This is a genomic window from Mesorhizobium sophorae, assembly GCF_002270415.1.
GTDB lineage: Bacteria > Pseudomonadota > Alphaproteobacteria > Rhizobiales > Rhizobiaceae > Mesorhizobium > Mesorhizobium sophorae.
The window spans coordinates 106,301-131,580 of sequence record NZ_NNRI01000019.1; the positions used below are offsets into that span (position 1 = coordinate 106,301).

Consider the following 25,280-nt stretch of genomic DNA (forward strand, 5'->3'; position numbering starts at 1 on the left):
ACTGTGCGGGCCGTCTATGCGGCCAAGACCCCGCTCAAGCGCATGCTGATCTGGCTGCCGCGTCCGTGCCCCGTGATTTTGGTATCGCTTGCCCTGCTCGTCGCTTCCCGACCTTGGCGAGGCTCACCTTAGGGACTCTATTTTCCCCAGGACGCCGTGACATTCGCAAGCGCCAAAAACAGCTCGGCTCGGTTGCCGTCCGTTTCCTTGATAAGGCTGGCATAATCGTTGATTGCGGAATTGTAGCGCTCTGAATCAACGCTGCGAAGATAGGCGAGCTCGTTGAGAGCGCCCAGGGCTGTGCGAATAACGTCACCCGGGAAATCGGCTGCGCCGGTTTGTTGGGACGCTTTTGCCCTTAGGAAGACAGGGATGGGAATGGTTGCGTCGCCATCAGTCAGGTTCGGCAAGTCACGGGCGACATAGGTGGTGTAGCCGTTCGCGCAATAAACCGCCGTGTAGGTCTTTTGATCGGCGTCTAACGCGAGTTCGAATGCGCCCCCCGCGTCCGAGATCACCGACGCGAGCGGCTTTTCGCCGTAGAGCCCGCAGTCTCCCTCGCTTCCCGTCGGTTCTGAGTTAGGCCACGCTTTCACCGAGGCCACAATTGGGTCTCCCGACGCACGTTCAAGCACTCGGCCAGGATGACGATGAGGGTTTGCCGAATGCGCCCCTACGACCGCCCCAAGCAACAACGAAACCGCAGCTACCGAAAATACAGCCAACACATTCGACCAACGGCGCTCAACCATATCAGACCTCCCATGATGTAAATCCACAGTCGCCAAGTGCGAAGATCGCTGGTCCGGAAAACTTCGGTAGACGGAGGAGAAACTCGAATACCGCTCGCGATTGAGGTTGGAGCCTTGCAATCGACCCTGACCGCCTGTGGTTGCACGAAATCTTGCAGGAGTAGTTTCGGTGTGGGCGTTGCCATATCGATCTCCTGCGGAAACAGCGCAGGCAATGCGCCAGGTCGCAGATCTTGCCAGTCGCAAATATTCTCAGCTTTCGCCGGAAGTTGGATGAGGACCTTCTCCACCATCCTGAGGGGCGCATACAAATCGGTCCGGACACTGGAGCCGGCCATTTGCTCGTCGACCCTCATTATGAAGCGCTGAGTTTGCAGGCAGGCAAGCAAGACAAATGCGGCGCACACGGCCAAAATGACCGCCCCGGATAGGATCAGCCCCCACGGTGGCGATGGTTTGGTTGCCTCGCCATAGGTGATCTTTCTAGGGGCGGGCTTCGACCGGGCCGCAAAATACTCTGCCACCTCCCACAGAATTAGAGAGGCTGCCACCCCTGTCACCAGTAGGCGCCAGAAGAGGAGCGCGTTGGTAAAACTTTCAAACGTTCCAATCAGCGCCACTAGAGAGGCCAAAATACCTCCCCACAGCGCCAAATTCTTTTGGATCAACTCCCCCATGACGCAACGTTATCCCAACCTAGTACCGGCAACAACAACAAGAATCGGATTTCCTCGCTTGCCTGATTGCCGAGCAGCACCTTCGTGATGGCCTTCACCGGCCCGAGCAGGACCGATCCGTCCGGCATGCGGGCGTCGACCGGAATGGCCCGGCGGTTGGCCGTCGCCACCATCTACGGCCCGGAGTGGCCCGATCAGATGATGCGAGCCATCGTCAATGACGGCGCACGTGCGGCGCTGGAGCGGGAGGCCGAAGCCACCAGGGATGCGGAGGCCAGTTCATCGGCCCTACCATCCTCAACGGCCAGACAATCCCGGAGCAAGCATGCGTGACGGCCGGACAAAGCGCCGGCAACATCGACGAAGTTCGGCCGGCGGGCGAGGCAGTCCGGCGCATGACGGCCGAGGCAAAGTCAATGCTCCGCCATCTGACCAGCATGGCGGAGGCCGCCTAGCGCGCGGCCTTCACCGATCTCTTGCAAAGATCATCCCGGCAGTGTGAGCGCCCTTGGCTGAGCGATCAGCTACGTCGTGCAAACGCGCCGATGCTGTTAAGCAGCGGCTGTTGGTCCCCGACCCAGAACCAGTGATCATTGCCGGCAACCTCAATGAACTTCGCGCCTGGGATGTTGGCCGCGAGGAAGCGCCCGGCTTCGATGCGAACGGCGCGGTCGCCGGAGCGGTGCAGAACCATCGTCCTTGCCGAAACCTTTGCAAGGAAATGACGGACATCGGTATCACGCAGCGCTTCCAGGAGGCCCGCGACCGCGCCGGGACTGGAGGCTGCCCTGAGCAACCCAGCCCACCAGGCCTGCGCCTGGCGGTCTGCGGCCAGGCTGGGGGCGAAAGTTTCGATTTCCGCCGGGCCACCCCAACTGGCGAGCAGTCGTGGCTTCCACAGATCGTATTGCGCGACGGTCAGGGCAAAAGGATAGTCGGGTGCGCGGCTGCCTTTCGCAAGGGAACCCCACAGAACAAGACCGATCAGGCGATCGGGGTGGTTTACGGCAAAACGGACACAACCCGGCCCACCTTCTGACGCGCCGATGAGCAAGGCCCTACGGCTACTGGCCGCGTTCATGACCGCCAGAATATCCTGCGCCGTCGCTTCGACAGTCGGGCGGGCACCGACACGGTCGGAAAGTCCCATGCCTCGCCGGTCGAAAAGGATCAGGCGGCCGAGACGCGAAACCGCGGTGATCCAGGCGCGGCAGCTTCTGTCTTCCCAGATCCGCTCGACATGCGAAATGAAGCCCGGAACAAGCACGATATCCATCGGACCGCTGCCAACGATCTGATAGGCGATATGGATGCCGTCCACCTCGACATAGCGCGTTCTGGGCACGTCCGGGGCGGCATCGTGAGATGGCTCACGCAGCAGGGCAAGCGTGGCTGGGTCCGGCGCTATGCCGAGTTCTTCCCGCAGCAACCGAACACAGGTGTCCCTTTGGCGCTCGGCTGCCGCCCTGTCCCCGGCCGCCAGGTGGGCACGGATCAGGTGACGGTGCGCACTTTCACTCAAAGGGTCCAGTCCCGTCAGGCGCGTCGCATGCACGACCGCGCTGCGAGGCTCACCGGCGGCGATCTTCGCTTCGATGAGCCGCTCCAGCGCCTGCACGAGCCGGCTGCGCAGGGCCTCGCGCCTGAAGAAGACCCATTCCTCGAATTCCGGACAATCAGGGACGGAGAAGCCGGCGAGATAGTCGCCCTTAAGCATGTCGGCTGCCTCGTCGAGAGGACCGACATTGCAGGCATGCTCGAAGACCTTGGAGTCGACCTCAACGGACAGCGCCGGGTGCAGGCTTAGGGATGTTCCGCTGGTAGCGATAACCTCGCTGCCGAACGCGATGCGGATTTTATACAGCGTGCGCCGAAGGCGTGCGCGTGCGGCTTCCTCGTCGGTTTCGGGCCATAGAAGCGTGGCTGCGACCTCACGCGCCACAGGCCCGGCGGACTCGGCGAGGTAGACGAGAAGCGCTGTCGCCTTGCGCAAGGCAAGTTCCACCCGCCGCCCGTTCAGACGGAACTCAGGAAAACCCAGAAGTCGGAACTCCAATCGCTCCATCGATCCGTATGCGGCCGCGCGGGGACGTTGAGGGGACGCCGGCCTTCTATCCACCCCAGGAGGTCGGGCCGATTGGGCCCAATCAGGAGACTTCCCTTGGAGCGAGAAATGTTACCGGTCAATACTCTCACCTGTCATCGCACGTCCGAGGCTGTTGCCAGGGACGGCATCTCCATCGCCTACCAGGATCTGGGTCGCGGCGAGCCGCTCGTACTGCTGCATGGCGTGACGGAAAACAGCGAGTCCTGGTACGAGGCGGGTTACGTCGACCAGCTGCTGCGGCGCGGGCGCCGGCTGATCCTCATCGATTGCCGCGGCCATGGCCGGAGCGGAAAGCCTCACAACCCGATTGCCTATTCCGGGCTCAGGCGGGCAGCAGATGTCGTTGCCGTGCTCGACAGTGCCGGCGTCCAGCATGCTGCACTGATGGGACATTCAATGGGCGGCGTGGTCGCGCTGGCCGTGGCTCTCTACCACCCGGACCGCGTCAGCGCGCTGATCGTCAATGGCGCGCATCCGTACGCGGAGGATCTCACCTCCCTCCGAGCTGCGCTCAAGAATGACTTCGAGACCTGGCTCGCCTCCTTGACGCAACTGGCCCCCGACCTTTCGCAGGCCGCAAGCCGGCGGATCAGGGCCAACGATCTCACCGCTGTTCGAGCAAGCCTTGCCAGGGACAGGCTGGATTTCTCGGCGGCCTTCGCGGGGCTGGGGATACCGGTGTTGACAATCAGCGGCACGCTCGATCCCCGTTGCGAGCCCGTCCGGAATTTCGCGGAACTGGCGGGCGGCGAGTTTCTGCCGCTCGCGGGCAAGAACCATGTCACCGCCTTCCTCGATGTCGACACCGTGACGCCGGTGGTCGACGCTTTTCTGGACCGTGTCGGTGCTCAGAGCACAAGGCAAGGAGACTAAGTCATGTGCCAAACCTGTCTCTCCTGGTATGCACGCTGTATTGCTCCCTACGTCGTCCACGCCGGCTGTTCGGCCAACACATTCGCACACATGCGAAGGCGAATGATCCCGCGGGCAGAGGGCATAGTCGTCGAAGTCGGCTTCGGGTCCGGGCTGAACCTTCCCTATTACGACGCTGCCAGGGTCGAGCGGCTGATCGGCGTCGATCCCGACGGCACGATGCTCGGCCTGGCCGCACCGAAGAGCCGCTCCTTGCCGTTCGATGTCGAATGCCTCCGGGCCAGCGGCGAAAGTCTGCCGCTGGCCGATGCCTTCGCCGACACGGTTGTCGTCACCTATGCCTTCTGTACCATTCCGGACCCTGAGATGGCGCTGACCGAAATCCGACGCATCCTGAAGCCGACGGGCCGGCTGATCTTCATAGAGCATGGCCAGGCCGAGGAGCCGCGTTGCCGCAGATGGCAGGAGCGCCTGAACAGGCTGTGGGGGCGGATCGCCGGCGGCTGCCACCTCAATCGCGATCCGTTGCTCTTGATCCGCAGGGCGGGCTTCAGTCTCGTTGAAGAGGAGCGCGGGCGGTTCTCGCTGCCCTTCTGGCAATTGGGAAGCCACTACGCCGGCGTCGCGGCACCCCCGACAGGTTGACGGCCTTCGTCAAAACCTGCACGTCCGAAAATGCGCACTGTGCTCGCATGGCCCTTCCGCCACGCACCCCGCGGCTCAGAAAATCGAATTCGTGATGGCCTTCACTGGCCCGAGCAGGACCGATCCGTCCGGCACGCCGGCGTCGATCGGAATAGCCCGGCGATTGGCCGTTGCCACCATTGGCTGGCTGACATCGCTGGTCACGATCACCGGTGTCTTCGAAGGCACGCGGTCGTAGAGATCGATGATGTCCTGGTTCATCAGGCGCACGCAGCCTGACGAGACCGACTTGCCGATTGACTTCCATTCGGGCGAGCCGTGCAGGCGGTACAGCGTGTCGACGTCGCCCTGGAAGAGGTAGAGGGCGCGCGCCCCGAGCGGATTCTTCAGCCCGCCCGGCATGCCACCATTTTCGGCGCTGTATGGCTTCAGTTCCGGCTGCCGGGCGACCATTTCATCCGGCGGCGTCCATTTCGGCCATTTCTGCTTCCACTGGACGACGGCGTCGCCGGACCATTCGAAGCCGGCGCGGCCAAGGCCAACGCCGTAGCGGATCGCCTGGCCGCCCTGGCGCACGAGATAGAGATGGTGCCCGGTTGTGTCGACGATGATGGTGCCGGGCTTCTGTCCCGTCGGGTCGGGGACGATCTGGCGCAGGAACTGCGGATCGATCCTCTCGAACGGTATTGGCGGAAGGTCGAAGCCGCCGTCGCTGACGGCCGCGTACATGGTCGCATAGTCGGGCAGCGGCGGCTCGACATAGGTTGGCGGCGGTGGCGGCTCGACCGGTTCCGGCCCGGTGGTGGCGCATGCGGAAACCGCGATCGAAGCGGCGCCCAATGCAGCGGCGTTGAGAAAGCCGCGACGGCTCAGGCGAAAGGATTCGATTTCGGCTATGGACATGGTTGCCTTCTTTAGGTGTCAAATCGCAACAAAGGTTGAAACGCCGACTGCTGCGTGGGTGTCTGACAACACCCGGCGCGATAGGCGGTTCCGATTCTGGCCCGAACGTGGACAAACAAAGGCGAAGCTGTGACTGCGCTGCCACTGTGGCGTCAGAGACACAGCTTTGCAACCTAGCTGCCGGGCACCAATGCTTCGAGCGATGGCAGGATCAGGGCCGGTGGAAAGTCCCGGTACTCTTCCGGCTGGTTGGAACGGTTTATCCAGACCGTGCGGAAGCCGAATTTGGTCGCACCGGCGATGTCCCAGCGATTGGAGGACTGGAAGGAAACCGCGTTGGGATAGAGGCGCCAGCCGGTAGTGACCATGTCGTAGACCGCCGGATCGGTCTTGAAGCGCCTGACCGTATCGACCGAATAGATGTCGTCCAGAACCTGATCGAGCGCGGCGGACTTGACCGCCGCCTGCAGCATTTCTGGCGAGCCATTGGACAGGATCGCCAGTTTGGCTCCCGAAGCCTTGAGCGCCTTGAGCACGGCCGGCACTTCCGGATAGCAATCCAGCCGCCAGTAGGCGTCCAGCAGTTTGGCCTTGAGGCCAGGATCGGCCGAGGGAACCTTGCGCAAGGCGAAATCGAGCGCCTGTTCCGTCAGTTGCCAGAAATCGGCATAGGCGCCCATCAGTGTGCGCACCCAGGAGTATTCGAGCTGTTTGGCGCGCCAGATTTCGGACAACAATTGGCCGTCCGGCCCAATCTGGTCGGCATGACGCCGCACGGCGGCATGGACGTCGAACAGCGTGCCGTAGGCGTCGAAGACATAGGCGGCGTATTGCATGGCAACAGTTTTGAGGCGAGGCGCGAGAAGGTGCAAGCTTTGATTGCATCGCGCGCGCCGCTGGCCTCAACAAAACTCCGCAATGCCGGTTGACGGCGCCCGCCAAAGCATCTTCCATTGGCCGTCACACGAGATCGATCGGGACGGGACAACGCGATGACACTGGCGGCTGAGGCACTATCTGCGACATGGACTTTCGTCGATGGTGATTGGCACGAGGGCAATGTCGCCATTCTGGGGCCGCGCAGCCACGCCATGTGGCTTGGCACCAGCGTGTTCGACGGCGGCCGCTGGTTCGAAGGTGTTGCCCCCGACCTCGACCGCCATGCCGCCAGGGTGAATTCCTCGGCGATTGCGCTCGGCCTCAAGCCGTCGATGACCGCCGACAAGATCGTCGGGCTTACCTGGGACGGGTTGAAGAAGTTCGATGGCAAGACAGCCGTCTACATCAGGCCGATGTACTGGGCCGAGCATGGCGGTTATATGGGCGTTCCGGCCGATCCCGCCTCGACCCGTTTTTGCCTTTGCCTTTATGAGTCGCCGATGATCCCGCCGACGGGCTTTTCGGTTACCGTATCGCCGTTCCGGCGCCCGACCATCGAAACCATGCCGACCAATGCCAAGGCCGGCTGCCTTTATCCCAACAACGGCCGTGCCATTCTCGAAGCCAAGATGCGCGGGTTCGACAACGCGCTGGTGCTCGACATGCTGGGCAACGTCGCCGAGACCGGAACCTCGAACATCTTCCTGGTCAAGGATGGCCATGTCCTGACGCCGGCCCCGAACGGCACCTTCCTGTCCGGCATCACCCGCTCCCGCACCATGACGCTGCTCGGCGAGTATGGCTTCAAGACCACCGAAAAGACCCTGTCGATACGGGATTTCCTGGAAGCGGACGAAATCTTTTCGACCGGAAACCATTCCAAGGTGGTGCCGATCACGCGCATCGAGGAGCGCAACCTGCAACCCGGACCGGTGGCCAAGAAGGCGCGCGAACTCTATTGGGATTGGGCGCATTCGACGTCGGCTGGCTGACGCGTCCGGCCTGGCTTTTTGTCGCTGCGCGGTTCGTCGTCGGAAAACCGTGTGACAGTTTTCCGCTACCCGCCTAGAAAGGGAACCGGCGCTTCATTCCGGAGTTGTCCGAGCTCAATCCAGACCTATCTTAGTCCGGTATCGACACCGGATTTTCCACGAGGGAGTACTACCCATGGCTTTTGAATTGCCCGCTTTGCCTTACGACTATGAGGCCTTGCAGCCTTACATGTCGAAAGAGACGCTGGAATATCACCACGACAAGCACCACAAGGCCTATGTCGACAACGGCAACAAGCTGGCCGCGGAAGCCGGAATGGGCGATCTGTCGGTCGAAGAGGTGGTCAAGCAGTCGTTCGGCAAGAATGCCGGCCTCTTCAACAATGCCGCCCAGCACTACAACCACATCCATTTCTGGAAATGGATGAAGAAAGGCGGCGGCGGCAACAAATTGCCCGGCGCCCTGCAGAAGGCAGTCGACAGCGATCTTGGCGGCTACGACAAGTTCAAGGCCGATTTCATCGCCGCCGGCACGACGCAGTTCGGTTCCGGCTGGGCCTGGGTTTCAGTCAAGGACGGCAAGCTGGCGATCTCCAAGACGCCGAATGGCGAAAACCCGCTCGTCCATGGCGCGTCGCCGATCCTCGGCGTCGATGTTTGGGAGCATTCCTATTACATCGACTATCGCAACGCCCGGCCGAAATATCTCGAGGCGTTCGTCGACAGCCTGATCAACTGGGATCACGTGCTTGAGCTCTACGAAAAGGCCTGATGCATGTCGCCCAAACGTGCGCAGCGGTTTTGGGACCACGATTTGTACGAGAGCAAGGACTCAAGCCGCGTCGTTTGGGTCCGTTTGGGCGCGACGCGTTTGATGACCTGATCGATCTCCAGCAAAGCCCCGGCACTCCCGGGGCTTTTCTTTTGCTGTGGCGCAGCAAATTCATCCGAGGCGAAGGGAATATTCCCTTCGTGGCATCCGTTAACGTCCTGTCCCGAAATGCCCTCATCCCCAAAATACCTTCATCATGGAGCCAATTGAATGAGAAAGCTTGTCATCGCCATCTCAATGCTCGCCCTCGCGGCGTCGGCGGCCTTTGCCGACCCGATCCTCGATCGGCAGGCTCTGATGAAGGAGCGTGGAAAGATCGTCGGCGGCATTTCCAAGGTGGTAAAGGGCGAGGAACCTTTTGATGCCGCGGCTGTGCTGACGGCCCTGCAGGCACTGCAGGCGAATGCCGAGAAGGTCGATGTCGACGCGTTGTTCCCGGCCGGCAGCGACACGGGCGACACCACGGCTGCGCCGAAGATCTGGGAAGACATGCCCGGCTTCAAGGCGGCCAACGACAAATTCATCGCCGACGTCAAGGCAGCGACCGCTGCCGCTCCCGCAGACGTCGATACGTTGAAGGCGCAATTTGACACCATCGCGTCCAACTGCGGCACCTGCCACCAGACCTATCGAGTGAAAAAGGGCTGATGGCGGGCGATGCCCTGGCTGAAAAAGCTCGTCGGCGCCCTCGTCGTTTTGGGCGGCGTCGGCGCGGTTGCCGGGTGGGTCCTGTCGGCGCCGGTGAGGCTCGACAGCGAGACCCTGGCCAAGCTCGGCCCTGGCGACGCGGCCAGGGGCAAACGCATCTTCTATGCCGGCGGTTGCACCTCGTGCCATGCAAAGCCGGGGTCGCAGGGCGATGCCCGGCTTCAGCTGGTGGGTGGCCTCGCGCTCAAGACGCCATTCGGCACCTTCGTGCCGCCCAACATTTCGCAGGACGCCAAGGACGGCATCGGCGCATGGTCGGTCGAGGACCTCGCCAATGCCATGCTGAAGGGGGTGTCGCCGTCGGGCGAGCATTTATATCCGGCGTTCCCCTATGCGTCCTACGCTCGCATGAAACCGGGCGACATTGCCGACCTCTATGCCTTCCTGAAAACGCTGCCGGCCGTCGCCGGCAAGGCGCCAGGCAATTCGCTGACGTTCCCGTTCAACATCCGCCGCGGCATCGGCCTTTGGAAACGGCTTTATCTCGGCGATCAGCCGGTCGTTTCGCTTCCCGAAGGCACGCCTGATCCGGTGATGGCTGGTCGCTACCTGGTCGAAGGGCCGGGCCATTGCGGCGAATGCCACACGCCGCGCGACTTTGCGGGCGGGACGAAGAAGAGCGAGTGGCTGGCGGGCGCCGTGGCCGCCGAAGGCAGCGGCGTCGTGCCGAACATCACATCGGGCGAGGGCGGCATCGGCAACTGGTCCGAAGCCGACATCGCCAATTACCTGGAGACCGGCTTCACGCCCGATTTCGATGCTGTCGGCGGCGCGATGGTCGACGTGCAGAAGAACATGGCCGAACTGACCGCGGGGGATCGTGCGGCGATTGCCGCCTACCTCAAGGTAGTACCACCGCATCCAAACGGCTATCCGGCGCGCAAGAAGACCGCGAACTGACGCATGCCGCCAAAACTGCTCAGCGGTTTGGGTCAACGACGTGTATAAAAACAACAGTTGAAGCGCCGCGCGCGGCTCTCGTCAGGTGCGACGCTTTCAGTTGTCGGACGCCGGGTGGCGGTCGCCCAGAAAGTCGAAGCCCGTCTCGAAGAAATGGTTGTAGTTGCAGGTCAGCTCCTCGCCGGGTGCGATGTCGCGCAGCGCAAAGCTCTCCTCGGGCGAGGAGACGTCGCAATTCGGCTCGTCGGCATGGTTCATGTAGCGCGCATCGTCGGCTTCGAAGACGATGAAGTTCGGGTCGCGCCTGTCGGGATAGGAATAGCGGTCGAGATAGCTCTTCACCGACCCGCTCTCGCGCTCATAGGTCTCGACCTTGATGAGCCGGTCGAACCTCGGATCCAGCTTCCAGATCCGCGTGCCGCGGGGAATGCGGTTCCTGGCAAAGACGCCGATGCCCTGGATGGGCGATTTGTCGAGATAGACGTCGACGAGCAGCATAATGGACCTTTACGCGATTGGGGCTGTAGTGGCCTCACAGAAGCCGTGCACTGGGTAGCGCGCAGCCATTGCAATTGCGAGCGGAAAATCCGCTTCACATGGCTGGAACAGAAGCGTCGGAAAGGGACAATGCGCAAATCAAAAAATGATGACCGTGAGCGGCCGGCGGCGCAGTGCCGACACATCGCTTCGCGTCAGCGTTGCTGCAGTGCCAGACGGACGCCCAAGGCACAGTAGATGCCGCCGACAATCTTGCCTTGCCACTTGAGCACCCTCGGATTTCGGCGCAGGAAAGTGCCAAGCCGACCGGCGCTCACGGCAAAGACGACCGTGCTGAGAAGACCCAGCATGACGAAGATGACCCCTAGTGTGGTCAACTGAAGCATCACCGACCCGTTTTCAGGCCGCACGAACTGGGGCAGGAATGCAAGGAAGAAAAGCGCGGTCTTGGGGTTGAGCACTTCGGTCAGGATAGCCTGTCGAAACGCCTTACCGGCGGAGATGGCAAGTGCGCCGGCAGCCGGGTTGGCCGGCATTTTCTCGATGATCGCCCGAATGCCGAGATAAACGAGATAGGCGGCGCCAATGTACTTTACGATGCTGAACAGCGCCGCCGAAGTGGCGATGATCGCCGATATGCCGACCATGGCCATGACCGTGTGAAACACGTCGCCGGCCGCGATCCCGGCACCGGTCGCTATGCCCACCTTCGTTCCGGAGCTCGTTGCCCGCGCGACGGTAAGGAGGGTGGCTGGGCCTGGAATGAAGACAAAGCCGAGCACAACCGCGATGTAGGTTGTCAATGTTGACAGATCGATCATTGGCGGTTCTCTCCTGTAAGCTGCGCCTTGCCCATCACCTTCAGTGCGAAGGAATAAGTATAGGCGATCTCCTCCAGTCGCGAAAATCGACCGGAAGCGCCGGCGTGGCCCGAATCCATGTTGATCTTGAACAGCACGGGATTGTCGCCGGTCTTGCGGTCGCGCAGCCGAGCCACCCATTTTGCCGGTTCCCAATAGGTGACGCGCGGATCGGTGAGACCGGCCAGCGCCAGGATCGGCGGATAGTCGAGCGCGGCGACATTGTCATAGGGCGAGTAGGCGGCGATGGTTCGGTAGTCGTCGGCGGACGCGATCGGGTTGCCCCATTCCGGCCATTCCGGCGGCGTCAGCGGCAGGCTGGCGTCGAGCATCGTGGTGAGCACGTCGACGAAGGGCACCTCGGCGACGATGCCGCCAAAACACTCCGGCGCCATGTTGGCGATGGCGCCCATAAGCATGCCGCCGGCCGAGCCTCCTTGCGCGACGATGCGGTCATGCGTCGTATAGCGCTCGGCAACGAGGTGGCGCGCACAGGCGATGAAATCCGTGAACGTATTCATCTTGTGCGCCCGCTTGCCGTCATCGTACCAGCCATAGCCCTTGTCCTTGCCGCCGCGGACATGAGCGATGGCAAAGACAAAGCCGCGGTCGACCAATGAGAACCAGTTGGTGTTGAATGCGGCCGGCACCGTGATGCCATAGGAGCCGTAGCCGTAAAGCAGGCAAGGTGCGGATCCATCCAGCGGCGTGTCGCGGTGGTGGAGAAGCGAGATCGGCACCAGTTCGCCATCGGCGGCGGGCGCCATCAGCCGCCTGGTGACGTAGTGATCCTGGTCATGGCCGGAGGGCACTTCCTGGGTCTTGAGCAGCACCCGCTCGCGCGTGCGCATATTGTAATCGAACACCTGGGCCGGCGTCGTCATCGAGGAATAGGAAAAGCGCATGATCTCGGTGTCGTACTCATAAGAGCCTGACAGGCCGAGCGAGAAGGCCTCCTCGTCGAGGGACAAAAGATGCTCCTCGCCGCTGCTGCGGTCGCGCACGACGATGCGCGGCAGGCCTTCCCAGCGTTCGAGCCGGACCATGTGGTCCTTGAAGCCGATCACCGACAGGATCAGCCGGCCAGGTTCATGAGGCACCAGTTCCTGCCAGTTGGCGCGTGCCGGATCGCTCGCCGGCGCGGTCATGATCTTGAAATCCTTGGCGCCATCGGCATTGGTCAGGATGAAGAAGATGTCGCCGCCTTCTTCCAGATCATATTGAAGGCCGGTCTCGCGCGGCGAGACCAGCTTCGGTTCGGCAAACGGGTCGCTGGCGGGCATCAGGCGGTATTCCGAGGTCTCGTGATCGTTGATGCCGATCATGATCCATTCGTTGTTGCGCGTGCCGTCGACATTCATGAAGAAGCCGGGATCGCTTTCCTCGTAGATCAGCCGGTCGCTTTCAGGGCTTTGCCCAAGCGCATGGAACAGCACCTTGGACGGGCGGTGGTTGGGATCGAGACGCGTGTAGAAGAAGCCGTCATCGCCGGCGTTCCAGACGCCTGAACCGCCCGTGTCGGGAATCCGGTCGGCGAGCTCCCTGCCATCGTCAAGGTCGCGCACGCGAAGCGTGTAGAATTCGGAGCCCTTGTCGTCGAATGCCCACAAGAGCTTGCGGTGGTCGGCCGAATGGTCGACGCCGCCAAGACGGAAATAGGCCTTGCCCGTCGCTTCCGCATCGCCATCAAGCAGGATCTGCTCGGCGCCGCCGTCGCGCGGCATGCGGAAATAACGCGGCTGCTCGCCGCCAAGCTTGAAGGACGAGCCATAGGCATAAGGTCCGTCCTTCATCGGCACGGAGGAATCGTCTTCCTTGATGCGGCCCTTCATTTCCTTGAAAAGCTGCTTCTGCAACTCGGCCGTGTCGGCCATCAGCTTCGACTGATAGGCGTTCTCGGCCTCGAGCTCGGCGCGGATCCCCGCATCGAGCAATAACGGATCCCGGAACATCTCCTGCCAGTTGTCGGCCCGCAGCCAGGCATAGTCGTCGGTTCGCGTGATGCCGTGATGCGTGTCGGAAACAGGCCGTTTCTCGGGCGCTGGCGGGCTGACGTGCGGAAATGCGGAAGTGCTGGTCATTGCGTCTCGCTTTGCCGATTTCTTGAATGGGGAAGCATCTTGAATGGGGAACTATCTTGAATAGCGAATGAACACGCCCATCAGGTCGGGTTCAAGAGCCGCAGCTTAAGGGTCGTGTCGGCTCCAGATGATGGGCCGGGAGGAGAGATGATGAATATATATCCTCGGATTGCAGCAGCTTTCGCCGTTGCTTCGCTAACTCTGGCTTCTACCGGCCAGTCTCATGCGACCGTATTCGCGGCTTGGCAAGTGGCCAATGTGCCGTTCGGTGACACGCTCAATGTGCGCAAATACCCTTCGGGCACATCCCAGAAACAGGCGGCGTATCCGAACGGAACTGTTCTGCAGATGACCGGACGATGCACCGGCGGGATAAGCCTGCTCGACATCGCCAATCAACCGGCGTGGAAGCAGGAACAGACGGTTCGCTATCGCTGGTGCGAAGTCTGGCATGACCCGGCCCAGAACGGCAACTTCGTCACGGGCTGGGCCTATGGCAAATACATCACGCCGCATTGACTGACCTGGCAGCGACTGATCCAAGCCAGTTCACATGACCGGCATGTCGCCTGGTTGCTTGCGCAGGACATGCGGCAACCTGTGGTTTTGTGGACAGGTATGAGCAACCAAGCTTGCCCGTGCGATTGCCAAGCAAAATCAAGCATTGAAACCTGCTTTGTGAGTTATCGCGAATGTAACGACGAACTGACGTTGCGTCAGCGGTTGCTGGTTGGCGGGCGAAATATCGAAAAATTACAAAATGCACGAAAGGTTGAAGCTAATCCGGGAACAATTGATCAACATTGTTCAATATAGCGCAAAGACCGAATTGACTTACTTGATCAGCAGGGTCATTGATGTGCACGCGACACGAATCGCAGAAGCTCTACCTGCATAAAATTCGCGCGATGCCCTGCCTGAAAAAAAGGGCGCACACTGACGTAACTCTTGTTGGGGCCTGATGACCATGGATATTGTCGAAACACCTTCCAGAAACAGCGATGCGCTGATCGAATTGACCGCCGATGTGGTGGCCGCCTATGTCAGCAACAATCCCGTGCCGGTCGGCGAATTGCCGAACCTGATATCCGATGTCCATGCCGCGCTCGGGCGCGTGGGTGGAACTGCCGAACAGCCGCCTGCCGACAAGCAAAAGCCGGCAGTCAACCCGAAGCGCTCGGTTCATGACGACTACATCGTTTGCCTTGAAGACGGTAAGAAGTTCAAGTCGCTGAAGCGTCATCTGATGACCCACTACGACCTGACGCCGGATCAGTACCGCGAAAAGTGGAACCTCGACCCGAGCTATCCGATGGTTGCACCCAACTATGCCGCTGCGCGGTCCCAGCTTGCCAAGAAGATGGGTCTCGGCCGCAAGCGCAAGGCGCGGTAATCGCTGCTCGCCACATCGGATCGACATCAACGGCGCCTTCGGGCGCCGTTTGATTTTGTGTGAAAGGGTTTTCCATCCGGAATTGCGTCAAGATGACGAAGTAGAGCGCTTCTACGCTCCGTGGAACGATGAACCGCTCCGGCTGTCAGGCGGTCTGCCTCAGCGCCGCCTCGGCATCGCGCTTGATGCGCTTGACCATGGAGCGAAGGCCGTTGGCGCGCTGCGGCGACAGATGTTCGTCGAGGCCGAGCTCTTTCAACGTTGCTTCCGCGTCGGTCCTCTGGATCTCGCTGGCGGTCCTGCCGGAAAACAGCGCCAGCATGATTGCGACCAGCCCGCGCACGATATGGGCGTCCGAATCGCCGGTGAAGGTTATGACCGGATCGGCCCCCGGTCCGCGTTCGGTGGTCAGCCAGACCTGGCTGACGCAGCCCGGCACCTTGTTGGCAGCGTTGCGCTCATCGTCCGGAAATGGCGGCAGCGCCTCGCCGAGGTCGATGACATAACGATAGCGGTCTTCCCATTCCTCGAGGAACGAGAAGTCGTCGCGGATCGTCTGGATCATCGTCGTCATAGTTCGGATATAGTCACGCGGCGGCGCCACGTCACGGAAAAAACAAGGACACCGCGGGCGTCGAGAGGGCAGACGGCCCGCGGTGCGCCGTCGAGACGGCTTAATTCTGGACCGGCAGGTTGACTGGCAAATTGACCGTTTGGGGCAAGACGATTTCCTCCGGCACGCTGCCGGTCATCGTCGACGTGTCAGGGCCCGCGGTGGACTTGTCGTCCAGCATCGCGGCCGCGATCTTGGCGGTCTCCTTGGCGCGGGCGGTGATGGTGTGCATGGCCGACTTGCCGGTTTCGCAGACGTCGGGTTTGCGTTCGCAAATGCCGGCGATGTCGCCAACCGCTTCACGCGCCGCAAACAGGGCCTGGATCGGCCCGACGCTCTCGCGGCCCGATTCGTCGGGACCGACAGTCAGTGGCAGCGCCAGCAGCACCAGCGAGAACCAGAAAGCCATTCTTATGAGGAAGACCATTCCCTTGCCTCTCGTCGTGACCGGATCATGCATCCATATGGCATGACCTCTTTTGTAGGCAGGATGGTGGCACACAGGCGCAAAGGACGGCTTGCAGGTTCGCCGAGAATTTTCCGCAAATTTTAGGCAAATCCGAAACGAACCGTTGTGCAAACAGTTTGTTTCAAATCCGAACGATTTTTCTTAACGCCGGATAACCATCTATCTATTTGTCTTGAATGCGTTTTTCGTGAAACCCGGGAGTCCAGGCGTCGCGTGGATACACCCCATGCGCGCCGGCGCCGGATAACCCTCCGTTTACTATGGCTGCATTTGCCCGGGCTTTCGGCTGCCGGCATCCCGATATTTGCCGCAGGCCGGGCCTTGGTCGGCGCTGCCTTATCCATTCCTTAAACGCTGGATGCGAGTTTCTGAGTCAACCAAAACAATCTGCAAAAGCAGAGCTGTCCACGACAAGTACGGGTGCGTTGAGTTGAGTTCGATCAAGGCCAGATACGTTGAATTGCCTGGCGCGATAGCGGCTGGTTGCGAACGTATGGTTCACCCGTCCATCCTTGGGCAGAACGACCGCGAGCGCCAGCGCCGCTTCATCGGCGTCATGCTCGCGGCTCCTTTCTTTGCCGCCGGCGCCGCGGTCACGCTGGTCACGTCGGGAATGGGCGCCGCCGTCACCGTGGCCGCCATCTTCGCGGCCTTTGGTCTGTGCTGGTTCGTCGCCCTGCTGGTGGCGGCGACCGGCAAGATGGCCATCGCTGCTCAGGTCGCTCTGGCGATGGCCGGCATTGCGCTAGGCGGTCTCATCGCCGCCGCCGGCGGGCTGAGCTCTCCCGTCGCCATGCTCGTTGTGGCGCTGCCGTTCGAAGTCTGGTGGATCGGCGCCTCGCGGCGTGCGGCATTGTGGGGAGCCGTGTCGGCCGCTGTGGCCATCCTGGCGCAGCCTCTGGCAGGAATTCTGTTGCCGTTCGCCGGAGCACAGATTGCCGCGTGGCACTGGCTGGTGCCGTTGGCCTGGGCCCTCACATTGATCCCGCGCGCGTCGGCGTTTCAAAACACGACCGGTGCGGCCGACGTCACCGACACGGCAGACCGTCTTGAAGACATCATCGATGCGGTGGTCTTGCGCGTCGCCCGCCATGGCGAGGTTCTGGACGCTTCGGCAAAGGCGCGCACGCTTTTGAAGCTGCCGCCCGAGCTGCTGTCCGGAAACGGCTTCTTCGATCGTGTCCATCTGTCGGATCGCGTCTGCTATCTCAGTGCCTTGGCCGACATGCGCGACGGCGCGCAGTCGCGCCGGCTCGAATTGCGCATCAGGCTGCCTCAGAACGGCAATGGCCAGGCGGCCGACAATTATCGCCCGTTCTCACTCGATCTAGTGCGAGGTGAAGAACACGGCGACGTCTTCACGCTTGTCCTGCGCGAGAACGACGACATTGCCCGGCTGCGCGAGAATCTCGCTGCGGCCAATGAAGCGGCGGCCTCGGCCGAAGTCGCCAAGGGACGCTTCCTGGCGGTGGTCAGCCACGAACTGCGCACGCCGTTGAATGCCATCATCGGTTTCTCCGACATGCTGCTGCACGAGATGTTCGGCGCCTTCAAGGATCCGCGCCAGAAGGAGTATGTCGGCCTGGTGAGGGATTCGGGCCAGCATCTGCTGGCCGTCGTGACCTCGATACTCGACGTGTCCAGGATCGAGTCGGGCGTCTATGCGACCGAGCCGGAGCCGTTCCGGTTCGCGGAAGCGGTCGACATGTGTCAGTCCATGCTGCGGCTGCAGGCGCAGGCGAAGAACATCGATCTGCAGACGCAGGTCGCGCCGGACGCCGGCGATATCAATGCCGACCGGCGTGCCGTGCAGCAGATGCTCATCAACCTTGTCTCCAATGCGATCAAGTTCACCCCCGATGGCGGCGATGTGGTCGTCGGCGCCAAGCGGATTGGTTCGCGTCTGCATTTCTGGGTCAGGGACACCGGCATCGGCATCGCCGAGGAGGATTTTGCCAATCTCGGCAAGCCCTTCATGCAGATCCAGAACGACTATACCCGCCGGTTCGAGGGGACTGGCCTCGGCCTTTCGCTGGTCAAGGGCCTGGTGGCCCTGCACGAAGGCACGATGTCCATCGAAAGCATGCCGGGCGAGGGCACCACGGTGACCATCAGCCTGCCGGTGAACGGACCGAAGGGACACCAGGCGGAGAAGGCCGGAGTGCTGACGATGCCGGCGGCCATGGCGAAAGGGGACAGAAATGGCTCGCTCCGCAAAACGGCCTAAGGCGGTCAAGCGCCGCAGCAACGCCTTTCAGGACGGCGCCGTCGCCGTCGGCGGCGCGATCTCGCGCAATCCCGTCCTGGTCGGCGGGTCGACGGCATTCCTGGTGACGCTGTTCTACGTTTCCGCCAATGCCTTGTGGTACCAGCCTTTCCCGCATGCGGGCGCGTTCTTCGCGACCCGCAGCATGGAGGGCTTCCGGCATACGGCGTCCGACGAACCGGAGACGACGTTCAACATCGTGCGGCCATCCGGCACGCCGGCACCGATCAAGGGCGATCCGGTGGTCGAGCAGGTGCAGGGCATATTGAAGGATCTCGATTTCTATTCCGGAACGGTCGATGGCATTTCCGGGCCCAACACGCGCAAGGCCATCCAGGCCTATCAGCAGAAGGTCGGGCTCAACGCGTCCGGCGAGATCGACGCGCTTCTGCTGGACCAATTGGGCGCGACGCCGAAAACAGCGGCCGTCATACCGAGACCGCAGCCGCGTCCGGATACGCCGGCCGCCGTTCCGGTATCGTTGCAGACAAATTCTGGGCAGACCAATTCCGGGCAGGCGAATGCCGACCAGGCGAATGCGCCGACGCAGGCACCCGATGCCCGCATCGTCAAGATCCAGGCCGGGCTCAAGGCATTCGGCAATGACGACATGCAGCTCGACGGCGTCGTCGGCACGCGCACCAAGGCGGCGATCAAGGAATTCCAGTCACTGTTCGGGCTGCCCCAGACCGGCGAGCCCGATGAGCTCGTGTACGTCAAGATGCGCGAGATCGGCCTGACCAACTAGGGCTGAAACGACGGCTCGCAGAGCGGCGGAAATATCGATAGATAGCCCGTACGCTTTCTGGAGCTTCTCATGCGCGTCACATCGGATCTGTGGGTCTCGGCCCTGTTGCGCCGGGTTTTCGGCGCCGGCGGATTTGCCGCCGTGGTCAAGCGCGGCGCAACCGAAGCCGGCGCTGTGTTCGTGCTGGCGCGTGGCAGGTCTGGAGACATTGCCCTGTTCGGGCCGGCATCGCAGACAAGCTACGATTCGGCGAAGCCCGACGATCGCTTCTTCAGCCTTCTCGGCGCCGGCGATGATGCCACCGTGCTCGAAGCACGACTGGAACGGGAAAAGAAATTCGATCCCGACATCTGGGTGGTCGAGATCGAGGCCGGTGCCGTCTCCGTCGAGGAGCTTATTTCCGTGAAGTCGCCCTGAGGCCGGACGAAGCCGCCGCATCGTCGCTGTTCGATCCCGTCCGGTTATCGCTGTTTGCCGGTGCCGCATCGCGAACCGCTCTTGAAAGGGTCTCCGCCTTCCAGAGCCGCACCTTGTCCTGAGCCGCATCGCGATGCAGCAGGCGGTAGCGGTCGAGGAAGGCGCGGATGGCCTGCGGATGCGGGAATTGGCTGGGATAGACCGCAACCGTGATCAGGAATGCCCGGTCCTCGCTGAGGTCAAGAGAGCGCAGTGCTGCAAGCAGCGAGGCATAATTCTGGTTGCCGGTGAGCGATCGCGCGATCGAGAAATCGATATCCAGTGCGTCGGCGAGCGCGGTCTGGAAGAACGCCGCGTTTCCCGTCAGCGCCGTCTCGCGCAGTTTGACATAGGCATCCGCGCCCGTGAACGGATCGGCGGTCGTCGCCCCGGCTTCGTCGCCGGTGCGCATCATGGTGCGCAGCCTGCGCCGTGCGTTTTCAGCGGCAATGCCGGCCGCCCGTTCTCTGGCGGGCTCTTCCGAGACGGCATCCGTGCTCATCGGTGCAATCTTGTCCGCCGTGGCCGTCACGGCCCTGTCCGCGGCGATGCCGTTCGCGTCCGGCTCCCGCACGCGTACCAGGGTTGGTCTTTCAAGCGCCCTGATCAGGTCGGCGATGGTCGGGTTCAAGTCCTTGCGCCGCGCAATGGCGCGTGCATGCGGCAGGCCGTGCTGCCCGATCAGCGCGATGAGGTCGATGTCACTGACCGCGCGGGAGCGGATGAGCAGCGGCGCGGCAATGTCGACCGGCTCCTCGCAAAGACGGCGCACCAATGCGGCGGGGGCATATTCGCATTCGGAAAGGGCGGCTGCCACGTAACGGCGTGATTCGACGGACACATTGTCGAACAGCGGCAGCGTCAGGTCCTCGAGCTGGCCGATCTCGCGGCGTGACGGGCGGGTGAGCGAGCAGAACGCCGACACTGCGGCGCGGAACAGCCTTTCAGCTTTGCCCGAGTCGGTCCGTATCGCGATTTGCCTGAAGTCGGAAGATGACACGAAGGATACGCCCGCACTCGACACAAACTCGACCACGCTCGACCGGGACTGTGTCGGTTTCGCGTTTGCCGCGGGTCAGAACGCCCTGACCTCGAGACAAAGATCAAGTTAGCGACGATCCGTTAGCGCTCCGTTAACCCTCTGCCGTCCTTAATGATATTTGGAGGCGTTGCGTTGTGCTCCGGGGAAACCGAGAGGAATGCGCGAATCATGGGCATGGTACTGTCTTTCGTGCCGCGTACGGCACCAAGCAATCGGACAAAGCAACCCGCCAAAATTCCGGCGGCGGTGATCATCTTCCCCGGCATCCGCTACGAGCGGTCGCATGCCGGCGAAGTGCGGCCGGTCGATCCCGACAAGCCGGGATCGCCAGGGACGAAGCCGGTTCCTCACCACTAGAAGTCTTGCAGCTCGCAGGAACTCTTTTCGAGGAAGCTTGATACGATCGGCTTCCAGCTGTCATCGGGCACGAAGGTGCGGATGACGAAGATGCCTTCCTCGATCGGTGCCTCGACAAAGATTGCGCCCTGAAGGTCCTCGGGAAGGTCCTTGCGCACGTCGATCATCTGCGCCGGCGTCAGCACGACGGCATCCAGCACGCGGTCGTTGGCGGTGTGGTCGTTGAAGGAATAGATGTTGTGGCCGCTGCGGTCATAGACCGACACCGACCAGAACGGCACATGTCCCGGCGCCTTGATGCGAACCACTCCTTCGCCCAGATCGAACCGGCACGCCGTCGCGTAAAACAACGGGTCGACGGATTTCACCACTGGCGCGCCACCGGCCTCCGCATCGAGACGGGTCATCCTGTAAAGGTCCGAGGCCATGGACAGCCGCGACCAGGCGTCTCGTTCGGAAAATTCAGGCACCAGGAGCAGCACGACGATGTGCACGATGCCGGCGCCGACCAGGCCGAGCAGGACAGCATGCAGAAGCTTGCGCATCGCCGCATAAGAGCTACGCATTGCAGCCGACCTTCAGGATCCGCGGCAGCGAAACGTCCGACAGGCCGGTGCTGCTGGCGATCGGCGTGTCGTAGAATGTCAGCACGAAATACATTCTGCCGAAGCCGCCGGTCAGCAGCCAGTTGCCCGGCATCGGGTGATCGCTGGCGGAAATGATGACCGAATTGTCGGGTTGTCGTACCACCCCATAGGATTGCAGCGCCGCCAGGCGTGATTTGCCGGTTTCGACCACGCCGAGCGACTGATCGGCGGCATAGAGCGTCCAGAACCGTGCCGTCGGAAATCCACCCTCGATCGTGTAGGTGCATTCGCGCTTGAGTTCGCCGCCACCAGCGTCGCGCTCGGCGACGAAGGACAGCCCTTCGGCACGGCCGAGCGCAAGCACGCCCTCGCGTGCCACGCGGGCCTTCGAATAGGGGTCGGCGGCTGGCGTGCCAATATCGGGAAAGGCCGTCCATTGGCCGATCCGGATGGCGCCGACACCATCCTGGGCTTTCAGCGCATACCAGACGCTGCCGCCACCGCCGCCGATGGCTATGACAAGCGAAAGCAGCGTCAGGAGTGCATTCTTGAGCATGAAGGGCCGGGGACACGAAGAGTTGCCGCTCGGGGATATCGCGGTGCGGGGTCCCGTGGCAAGCGGGCCGATGGATTTGCCCGCCCAAGCCAGTCGCAAACACCCACTCAGTCGAAAAGAATCACAGTGCCGACAGCTTTTCCGGCGGTTGAGGCGCGGCGAGGGCCGGCGCTGACTGGAACTGCTTAGTCATGTCCCTCAACGTCTGCGTGGTCCGGCTGGACAACACCGGCGGCCGTTCGGCCGCGGCATCGGCTGCCGCCTGGTCGTCGCTCTTCTTCTGCGCTTCCCCGGCCTTGGCTGCGATCTCTTCATCGACAAAAGGCTTGTCGATGCCGGGGATCGGCTTGAGGTCGATGTTTTGATGGGCATAGACCATGAGACGCTGCCAAACCATTGCCGGCAGCGAGCCGCCTGTCATGTTCTTGGTTGGCGTGAAATCGTCGTTACCCAGCCACACGGCCGCCGTGTAGTTGCCGGTGAAGCCGACAAACCAGGCGTCACGGTAGGATTGCGTCGTGCCGGTCTTGCCGGCAACGACTATGTTGGGAATTTGCGCGCGGCGCGCCGTGCCCATCACCGGCACCGCCGCCAGCATGGTGTTCATGGATTTGAGCGCCTGCTCGGACAACACCCGGTGCGGCGGCGGCGCATCCTTGGCGAAGTCGTAGACCACCTCGCCGGTGCGGGTGACGAGCTGCGTGATGCCGTGCCGGGAGCCGACGAAGCCGTTCTGGGCGAACACGCTGTAGCCCGTCGCCTGATCCATCACCGTCATGCCCGAGGTGCCGAGCACCATCGTCTTGTGCGATTCGAGCGGCGATTCCACCCCCATCGCCTCGGCCATTGCCTTGATCGGCGGGATGCCGAGATAGTCCTTGGCCAGTCGCACCGGCACGGTGTTGATCGACTTGGCCATCGCCATGATCAGTGTGATCCGGCCGGCCGATTCGCCGCTGTAATTGTGCGGTGACCAGGTGCCCCAGCTGATCGGGCCGCCGGAAATGATGGAGTCGGGCGTGAAGCCGTGCTCCATCGCCGTTGCATAGACATAGGGCTTGAACGACGAGCCGGTCTGGCGCAGCGCCTTGGTGGCACGGTTGAACTGGCTGGCGCCATAGTCGCGGCCACCGACGATGGCTCTGACGGCGCCGTTGGTCTCGATGACGACGACAGCGCCCTCGGTGACGTTATACTCCTTGCCGAACTGGCGCAGGTGGAACTCCACCGATTCTTCCGCCGCCTTCTGGATGTTGGCGTCGAAGGTGGTGTGGGCCACCAGCGAGTGCTGGCCTGGCTTGGCGATCTTCTTGACCTCGTCGAACGCCCAGTCGAGGTAATAATCCGGGCTTTTCTGTTCGCCGCGATCGACGACATCGGCAGGGTGCAGCCTTGCCTGCAGCACCTGACCCTCGGTCATGAAACCGGAATCGACAAGGTTGGACAACACCACATTCGCGCGCGCGCGCGCCGCCGGCAGATTGATGTGCGGCGCATATTTCGTCGGCGCCTTGAACAGGCCGGCCAGCATCGCCGCTTCGGCGAGGTTCAGGTCCTTGACGCTCTTGCCGAAATAGAAGTCGGCGGCCGCCTCGATGCCGAACGTGCCGCCGCCCATATAGGCGCGGTCGAGATAGAGCTGCAGGATTTCCTTCTTCGACAGATTGGCCTCGAGCCACAGCGACAGGAAGGCTTCCTTGATCTTGCGCTCCAGGGTGCGCTCGTTGGTGAGGAACAGGTTCTTGGCCAGCTGCTGGGTGATGCTGGAACCGCCCTGGACGACGGAGTTCGCCCGCACATTCTCGAAGATGGCGCGTGAAAGGCCAAGCACGTCGATGCCGTAATGATCGAAGAAGCGGCGATCCTCGGTGGCGAGCACCGCCTTGATGACGTGATCGGGCATCTCGTCGACCGGCACCGAATCGCGCTGGATGATGCCGCGCTGCCCGATCTCGTTGCCGTAACGGTCAAGGAAGGTGACGGCGAAGTCACCCTGCGCGCGCCAGTCGCCAGCCGTATCCTGGAATGCCGGAACGGCCAGCGCCAGCATCACCACAATGCCACCGGCGCCCAGCGTAAAACCTTCGCTCAACAGTTCGATGATGCCGCGGCGCCAGCCGTTGACGCGGAAGCGCCGCGAGAAGATCGTCGCGGCTTCCCAGAACTGGCGCGCCTTGAAACCGATCTCGTAGAGCGAGGAATCGAGCCATGCATCGAGCGCCAACAGCCGGGCTGCGATCGGACCTCTTCTCTTGTGCGGTTCAGGACTGGCCATTCGGAAATCCGGCTCGGCTGTGGCGTGACCTGAAAACCGCAAACCGGCAATTTCAGGGCGGCGCCTGTCCCGACTATTCATCCATTTTGTGGACGCTCACAAGGGCGGCGAGGACACAGCTGCAAGGTTTGTTGGCGCAAGGGCAGGGGGCAGCGTGAAAGGCAACTCTGTCGCGCGCCCAGAGAAAGGTAAATTGTTGAAGGCAAGCAGACATAACGTTCCTTCAATCAAGGCAAATTATATGTTTGGTGAGCTAAAAATTGCAGCGAAAGAAAGTAGCATGAAACGCCTGTTTTTTATCTGCTCCATATCCTCCTTGCTGTTCCTGTCCGTAAGCCGAGCATTCGCGTTCAATTTCGGGTTTATGAGAGTGCCGGACTGGATGGATTCTTATATTGGTGTGCTCTTTGTCATCACCTGCATTTTCTGGCTTGGCCTGGCGGCGACGAAACCGAGGGGCGTTCCGTTCAAGCAGCTTGCAAACGTCAAGATCTCGCCGCTTGCGAAGTTCTTTCGCATCGGCCTGCTCATCGCCTTCACCATCCTGATGGTCATCTTTTTTGCCGGGATGGGGCTCAGACGATACGCTGAGATGACAGGCGCAGCGTAAAGCCGCGCGCCGATTTTGTCAGTCAACGCGGGATAGTTGGCGCCCAGCCAACCGCTGCCGCCTCAGGCCGGCTCGTGCTTGAGCGCCTGCGCCATGCAGTGGATGCCGCCGCCGGTCTTTGAGATCTCGCTCACGTCGACGATCGCCAGTTCGAAACGGTGTGCCTCGAACTGGCAGGTCAGCGTCTGGCTCGACGTCAAA

Annotated in this window: 28 protein-coding genes and 1 pseudogene; 13 read left to right on the top strand and 16 right to left on the bottom strand. The window is 61.9% G+C overall.

Annotation, left to right across the window (positions count from 1 at the left end):
• Window positions 1–137: 137 nt before the first annotated feature.
• The 4 genes and pseudogenes from CGZ66_RS27425 to CGZ66_RS27440 form a co-directional block, all read right to left on the bottom strand.
• Window positions 138–752, bottom strand: coding sequence for a hypothetical protein (locus CGZ66_RS27425; RefSeq protein ID WP_143748864.1), 615 nt, complete (start codon window positions 750–752; stop codon window positions 138–140).
• Entirely contained in the window at window positions 707–1,429 is a 723-nt protein-coding gene (locus CGZ66_RS27430) for a hypothetical protein (RefSeq protein ID WP_095089852.1), read from the bottom strand. The genes CGZ66_RS27425 and CGZ66_RS27430 overlap by 46 nt, the downstream gene beginning before the upstream one ends.
• An 83-nt stretch (window positions 1,430–1,512) precedes the next feature.
• Window positions 1,513–1,602, bottom strand: a pseudogene (locus CGZ66_RS39390) (L,D-transpeptidase); the annotation flags it as partial.
• Between the two features lie 347 nt (window positions 1,603–1,949).
• Window positions 1,950–3,494: a bifunctional AfsR/SARP family transcriptional regulator/alpha/beta hydrolase gene (locus tag CGZ66_RS27440; RefSeq protein WP_095089856.1), complete on the bottom strand. Its 1,545-nt coding sequence runs from the start codon at window positions 3,492–3,494 to the stop codon at window positions 1,950–1,952.
• A 108-nt stretch (window positions 3,495–3,602) separates the two neighbouring features.
• Between CGZ66_RS27440 and CGZ66_RS27445 the strand changes: the two genes are divergently transcribed.
• Complete coding sequence (locus CGZ66_RS27445; RefSeq protein WP_095089860.1) at window positions 3,603–4,409, top strand: alpha/beta fold hydrolase; 807 nt, start codon at window positions 3,603–3,605, stop codon at window positions 4,407–4,409.
• Between the two features lie 102 nt (window positions 4,410–4,511).
• The gene (locus CGZ66_RS27450; RefSeq protein ID WP_245331240.1) at window positions 4,512–5,054 is read left to right on the top strand and encodes a class I SAM-dependent methyltransferase; all 543 of its coding nucleotides are present in this window, start codon (window positions 4,512–4,514) and stop codon (window positions 5,052–5,054) included.
• A gap of 75 nt (window positions 5,055–5,129) precedes the next feature.
• Here CGZ66_RS27450 and CGZ66_RS27455 read toward each other — a convergent pair whose 3' ends face one another.
• Entirely contained in the window at window positions 5,130–5,957 is an 828-nt protein-coding gene (locus CGZ66_RS27455; protein WP_095089863.1) for a L,D-transpeptidase, read from the bottom strand.
• 173 nt (window positions 5,958–6,130) lie between these two features.
• Complete coding sequence (locus tag CGZ66_RS27460; RefSeq protein ID WP_095089865.1) at window positions 6,131–6,793, bottom strand: haloacid dehalogenase type II; 663 nt, start codon at window positions 6,791–6,793, stop codon at window positions 6,131–6,133.
• Between the two features lie 156 nt (window positions 6,794–6,949).
• Between CGZ66_RS27460 and CGZ66_RS27465 the strand changes: the two genes are divergently transcribed.
• The 4 genes from CGZ66_RS27465 to CGZ66_RS27480 all read left to right on the top strand — a co-directional run bounded on the left by CGZ66_RS27465 (window position 6,950) and on the right by CGZ66_RS27480 (window position 10,268).
• A complete protein-coding gene (locus tag CGZ66_RS27465; protein ID WP_095089867.1) occupies window positions 6,950–7,828 on the top strand; it encodes a branched-chain amino acid aminotransferase in 879 nt (292 codons plus the stop codon).
• Window positions 7,829–8,003: 175 nt separating this feature from the next.
• On the top strand, window positions 8,004–8,600 hold the full coding sequence (locus CGZ66_RS27470; RefSeq protein ID WP_095089869.1) for a superoxide dismutase: 597 nt from the start codon (window positions 8,004–8,006) through the stop codon (window positions 8,598–8,600).
• A gap of 270 nt (window positions 8,601–8,870) precedes the next feature.
• Window positions 8,871–9,308 carry a c-type cytochrome gene (locus tag CGZ66_RS27475; RefSeq protein ID WP_095089871.1) on the top strand — a complete coding sequence of 146 codons (438 nt, stop codon included), beginning with the start codon at window positions 8,871–8,873 and terminating at the stop codon, window positions 9,306–9,308.
• A 9-nt stretch (window positions 9,309–9,317) separates the two neighbouring features.
• Complete coding sequence (locus CGZ66_RS27480) at window positions 9,318–10,268, top strand: cytochrome c (RefSeq protein ID WP_095089873.1); 951 nt, start codon at window positions 9,318–9,320, stop codon at window positions 10,266–10,268.
• A 96-nt stretch (window positions 10,269–10,364) separates the two neighbouring features.
• Here CGZ66_RS27480 and CGZ66_RS27485 read toward each other — a convergent pair whose 3' ends face one another.
• The 3 genes from CGZ66_RS27485 to CGZ66_RS27495 form a co-directional block, all read right to left on the bottom strand.
• The gene (locus tag CGZ66_RS27485; RefSeq protein WP_095089877.1) at window positions 10,365–10,766 is read right to left on the bottom strand and encodes an SET domain-containing protein; all 402 of its coding nucleotides are present in this window, start codon (window positions 10,764–10,766) and stop codon (window positions 10,365–10,367) included.
• Window positions 10,767–10,960: 194 nt separating this feature from the next.
• The gene (locus tag CGZ66_RS27490; RefSeq protein ID WP_095089879.1) at window positions 10,961–11,587 is read right to left on the bottom strand and encodes a LysE family translocator; all 627 of its coding nucleotides are present in this window, start codon (window positions 11,585–11,587) and stop codon (window positions 10,961–10,963) included.
• Entirely contained in the window at window positions 11,584–13,707 is a 2,124-nt protein-coding gene (locus CGZ66_RS27495) for a S9 family peptidase (protein WP_095089883.1), read from the bottom strand. The genes CGZ66_RS27490 and CGZ66_RS27495 overlap by 4 nt, the downstream gene beginning before the upstream one ends.
• A gap of 150 nt (window positions 13,708–13,857) precedes the next feature.
• Here CGZ66_RS27495 and CGZ66_RS27500 point away from each other — a divergent pair, with 150 nt between their 5' ends.
• Both CGZ66_RS27500 and CGZ66_RS27505 read left to right on the top strand, forming a co-directional pair.
• On the top strand, window positions 13,858–14,226 hold the full coding sequence (locus CGZ66_RS27500; protein WP_095089968.1) for an SH3 domain-containing protein: 369 nt from the start codon (window positions 13,858–13,860) through the stop codon (window positions 14,224–14,226).
• 448 nt (window positions 14,227–14,674) lie between these two features.
• Window positions 14,675–15,100, top strand: coding sequence for a Ros/MucR family transcriptional regulator (locus CGZ66_RS27505; RefSeq protein WP_095089970.1), 426 nt, complete (start codon window positions 14,675–14,677; stop codon window positions 15,098–15,100).
• 145 nt (window positions 15,101–15,245) lie between these two features.
• On the opposite strand, the gene CGZ66_RS27510 is transcribed toward CGZ66_RS27505, so the two are convergent.
• A complete protein-coding gene (locus tag CGZ66_RS27510; RefSeq protein ID WP_095089886.1) occupies window positions 15,246–15,674 on the bottom strand; it encodes a SufE family protein in 429 nt (142 codons plus the stop codon).
• Window positions 15,675–15,774: 100 nt separating this feature from the next.
• A complete protein-coding gene (locus CGZ66_RS27515; protein ID WP_095089972.1) occupies window positions 15,775–16,140 on the bottom strand; it encodes a DUF5330 domain-containing protein in 366 nt (121 codons plus the stop codon).
• Between the two features lie 535 nt (window positions 16,141–16,675).
• Between CGZ66_RS27515 and CGZ66_RS27520 the strand changes: the two genes are divergently transcribed.
• From CGZ66_RS27520 to CGZ66_RS27530, 3 genes are all read left to right on the top strand, one after another.
• Entirely contained in the window at window positions 16,676–18,409 is a 1,734-nt protein-coding gene (locus tag CGZ66_RS27520; protein ID WP_095089888.1) for an ATP-binding protein, read from the top strand.
• Complete coding sequence (locus CGZ66_RS27525) at window positions 18,384–19,196, top strand: peptidoglycan-binding domain-containing protein (protein WP_095089890.1); 813 nt, start codon at window positions 18,384–18,386, stop codon at window positions 19,194–19,196. The genes CGZ66_RS27520 and CGZ66_RS27525 overlap by 26 nt, the downstream gene beginning before the upstream one ends.
• A gap of 69 nt (window positions 19,197–19,265) precedes the next feature.
• Window positions 19,266–19,613: a DUF1491 family protein gene (locus CGZ66_RS27530; protein ID WP_095089892.1), complete on the top strand. Its 348-nt coding sequence runs from the start codon at window positions 19,266–19,268 to the stop codon at window positions 19,611–19,613.
• Here the strand turns inward: CGZ66_RS27530 and CGZ66_RS27535 are convergent.
• Complete coding sequence (locus CGZ66_RS27535) at window positions 19,591–20,652, bottom strand: hypothetical protein (protein ID WP_095089897.1); 1,062 nt, start codon at window positions 20,650–20,652, stop codon at window positions 19,591–19,593. The two genes, CGZ66_RS27530 and CGZ66_RS27535, sit on opposite strands and share 23 nt — an antisense overlap.
• Before the next feature lie 210 nt (window positions 20,653–20,862).
• Here CGZ66_RS27535 and CGZ66_RS27540 point away from each other — a divergent pair, with 210 nt between their 5' ends.
• On the top strand, window positions 20,863–21,051 hold the full coding sequence (locus CGZ66_RS27540; RefSeq protein WP_095089902.1) for a hypothetical protein: 189 nt from the start codon (window positions 20,863–20,865) through the stop codon (window positions 21,049–21,051).
• Here the strand turns inward: CGZ66_RS27540 and CGZ66_RS27545 are convergent.
• The 3 genes from CGZ66_RS27545 to CGZ66_RS27555 form a co-directional block, all read right to left on the bottom strand.
• Window positions 21,048–21,617 (bottom strand): DUF1254 domain-containing protein, encoded by a 570-nt coding sequence (locus CGZ66_RS27545; RefSeq protein WP_095089904.1) that lies wholly within the window; start codon window positions 21,615–21,617, stop codon window positions 21,048–21,050. The genes CGZ66_RS27540 and CGZ66_RS27545 overlap by 4 nt on opposite strands.
• Complete coding sequence (locus tag CGZ66_RS27550; RefSeq protein WP_095089905.1) at window positions 21,610–22,194, bottom strand: DUF1214 domain-containing protein; 585 nt, start codon at window positions 22,192–22,194, stop codon at window positions 21,610–21,612. The genes CGZ66_RS27545 and CGZ66_RS27550 overlap by 8 nt, the downstream gene beginning before the upstream one ends.
• A 121-nt stretch (window positions 22,195–22,315) precedes the next feature.
• Complete coding sequence (locus CGZ66_RS27555) at window positions 22,316–24,469, bottom strand: transglycosylase domain-containing protein (RefSeq protein WP_095089906.1); 2,154 nt, start codon at window positions 24,467–24,469, stop codon at window positions 22,316–22,318.
• Window positions 24,470–24,623: 154 nt separating this feature from the next.
• Between CGZ66_RS27555 and CGZ66_RS39395 the strand changes: the two genes are divergently transcribed.
• On the top strand, window positions 24,624–25,079 hold the full coding sequence (locus CGZ66_RS39395) for a hypothetical protein (RefSeq protein ID WP_143748865.1): 456 nt from the start codon (window positions 24,624–24,626) through the stop codon (window positions 25,077–25,079).
• Window positions 25,080–25,141: 62 nt separating this feature from the next.
• On the opposite strand, the gene CGZ66_RS39400 is transcribed toward CGZ66_RS39395, so the two are convergent.
• On the bottom strand, window positions 25,142–25,279 hold the full coding sequence (locus CGZ66_RS39400; RefSeq protein WP_245331241.1) for a hypothetical protein: 138 nt from the start codon (window positions 25,277–25,279) through the stop codon (window positions 25,142–25,144).
• Window position 25,280: the final 1 nt, after the last annotated feature.

Coding starts and splice junctions, on each gene's coding strand:
- CGZ66_RS27425 (WP_143748864.1), bottom strand. CDS start 752: ATGGTTGAGCGCCGTTGGTCGAATGTGTTGGCTGTATTTTCGGTAGCT.
- CGZ66_RS27430 (WP_095089852.1), bottom strand. CDS start 1,429: ATGGGGGAGTTGATCCAAAAGAATTTGGCGCTGTGGGGAGGTATTTTG.
- CGZ66_RS27440 (WP_095089856.1), bottom strand. CDS start 3,494: ATGGAGCGATTGGAGTTCCGACTTCTGGGTTTTCCTGAGTTCCGTCTG.
- CGZ66_RS27445 (WP_095089860.1), top strand. CDS start 3,603: ATGTTACCGGTCAATACTCTCACCTGTCATCGCACGTCCGAGGCTGTT.
- CGZ66_RS27450 (WP_245331240.1), top strand. CDS start 4,512: ATGATCCCGCGGGCAGAGGGCATAGTCGTCGAAGTCGGCTTCGGGTCC.
- CGZ66_RS27455 (WP_095089863.1), bottom strand. CDS start 5,957: ATGTCCATAGCCGAAATCGAATCCTTTCGCCTGAGCCGTCGCGGCTTT.
- CGZ66_RS27460 (WP_095089865.1), bottom strand. CDS start 6,793: ATGCAATACGCCGCCTATGTCTTCGACGCCTACGGCACGCTGTTCGAC.
- CGZ66_RS27465 (WP_095089867.1), top strand. CDS start 6,950: ATGACACTGGCGGCTGAGGCACTATCTGCGACATGGACTTTCGTCGAT.
- CGZ66_RS27470 (WP_095089869.1), top strand. CDS start 8,004: ATGGCTTTTGAATTGCCCGCTTTGCCTTACGACTATGAGGCCTTGCAG.
- CGZ66_RS27475 (WP_095089871.1), top strand. CDS start 8,871: ATGAGAAAGCTTGTCATCGCCATCTCAATGCTCGCCCTCGCGGCGTCG.
- CGZ66_RS27480 (WP_095089873.1), top strand. CDS start 9,318: ATGCCCTGGCTGAAAAAGCTCGTCGGCGCCCTCGTCGTTTTGGGCGGC.
- CGZ66_RS27485 (WP_095089877.1), bottom strand. CDS start 10,766: ATGCTGCTCGTCGACGTCTATCTCGACAAATCGCCCATCCAGGGCATC.
- CGZ66_RS27490 (WP_095089879.1), bottom strand. CDS start 11,587: ATGATCGATCTGTCAACATTGACAACCTACATCGCGGTTGTGCTCGGC.
- CGZ66_RS27495 (WP_095089883.1), bottom strand. CDS start 13,707: ATGACCAGCACTTCCGCATTTCCGCACGTCAGCCCGCCAGCGCCCGAG.
- CGZ66_RS27500 (WP_095089968.1), top strand. CDS start 13,858: ATGAATATATATCCTCGGATTGCAGCAGCTTTCGCCGTTGCTTCGCTA.
- CGZ66_RS27505 (WP_095089970.1), top strand. CDS start 14,675: ATGGATATTGTCGAAACACCTTCCAGAAACAGCGATGCGCTGATCGAA.
- CGZ66_RS27510 (WP_095089886.1), bottom strand. CDS start 15,674: ATGACGACGATGATCCAGACGATCCGCGACGACTTCTCGTTCCTCGAG.
- CGZ66_RS27515 (WP_095089972.1), bottom strand. CDS start 16,140: ATGGTCTTCCTCATAAGAATGGCTTTCTGGTTCTCGCTGGTGCTGCTG.
- CGZ66_RS27520 (WP_095089888.1), top strand. CDS start 16,676: ATGGTTCACCCGTCCATCCTTGGGCAGAACGACCGCGAGCGCCAGCGC.
- CGZ66_RS27525 (WP_095089890.1), top strand. CDS start 18,384: ATGGCTCGCTCCGCAAAACGGCCTAAGGCGGTCAAGCGCCGCAGCAAC.
- CGZ66_RS27530 (WP_095089892.1), top strand. CDS start 19,266: ATGCGCGTCACATCGGATCTGTGGGTCTCGGCCCTGTTGCGCCGGGTT.
- CGZ66_RS27540 (WP_095089902.1), top strand. CDS start 20,863: ATGGGCATGGTACTGTCTTTCGTGCCGCGTACGGCACCAAGCAATCGG.
- CGZ66_RS27545 (WP_095089904.1), bottom strand. CDS start 21,617: ATGCGTAGCTCTTATGCGGCGATGCGCAAGCTTCTGCATGCTGTCCTG.
- CGZ66_RS27550 (WP_095089905.1), bottom strand. CDS start 22,194: ATGCTCAAGAATGCACTCCTGACGCTGCTTTCGCTTGTCATAGCCATC.
- CGZ66_RS27555 (WP_095089906.1), bottom strand. CDS start 24,469: ATGGCCAGTCCTGAACCGCACAAGAGAAGAGGTCCGATCGCAGCCCGG.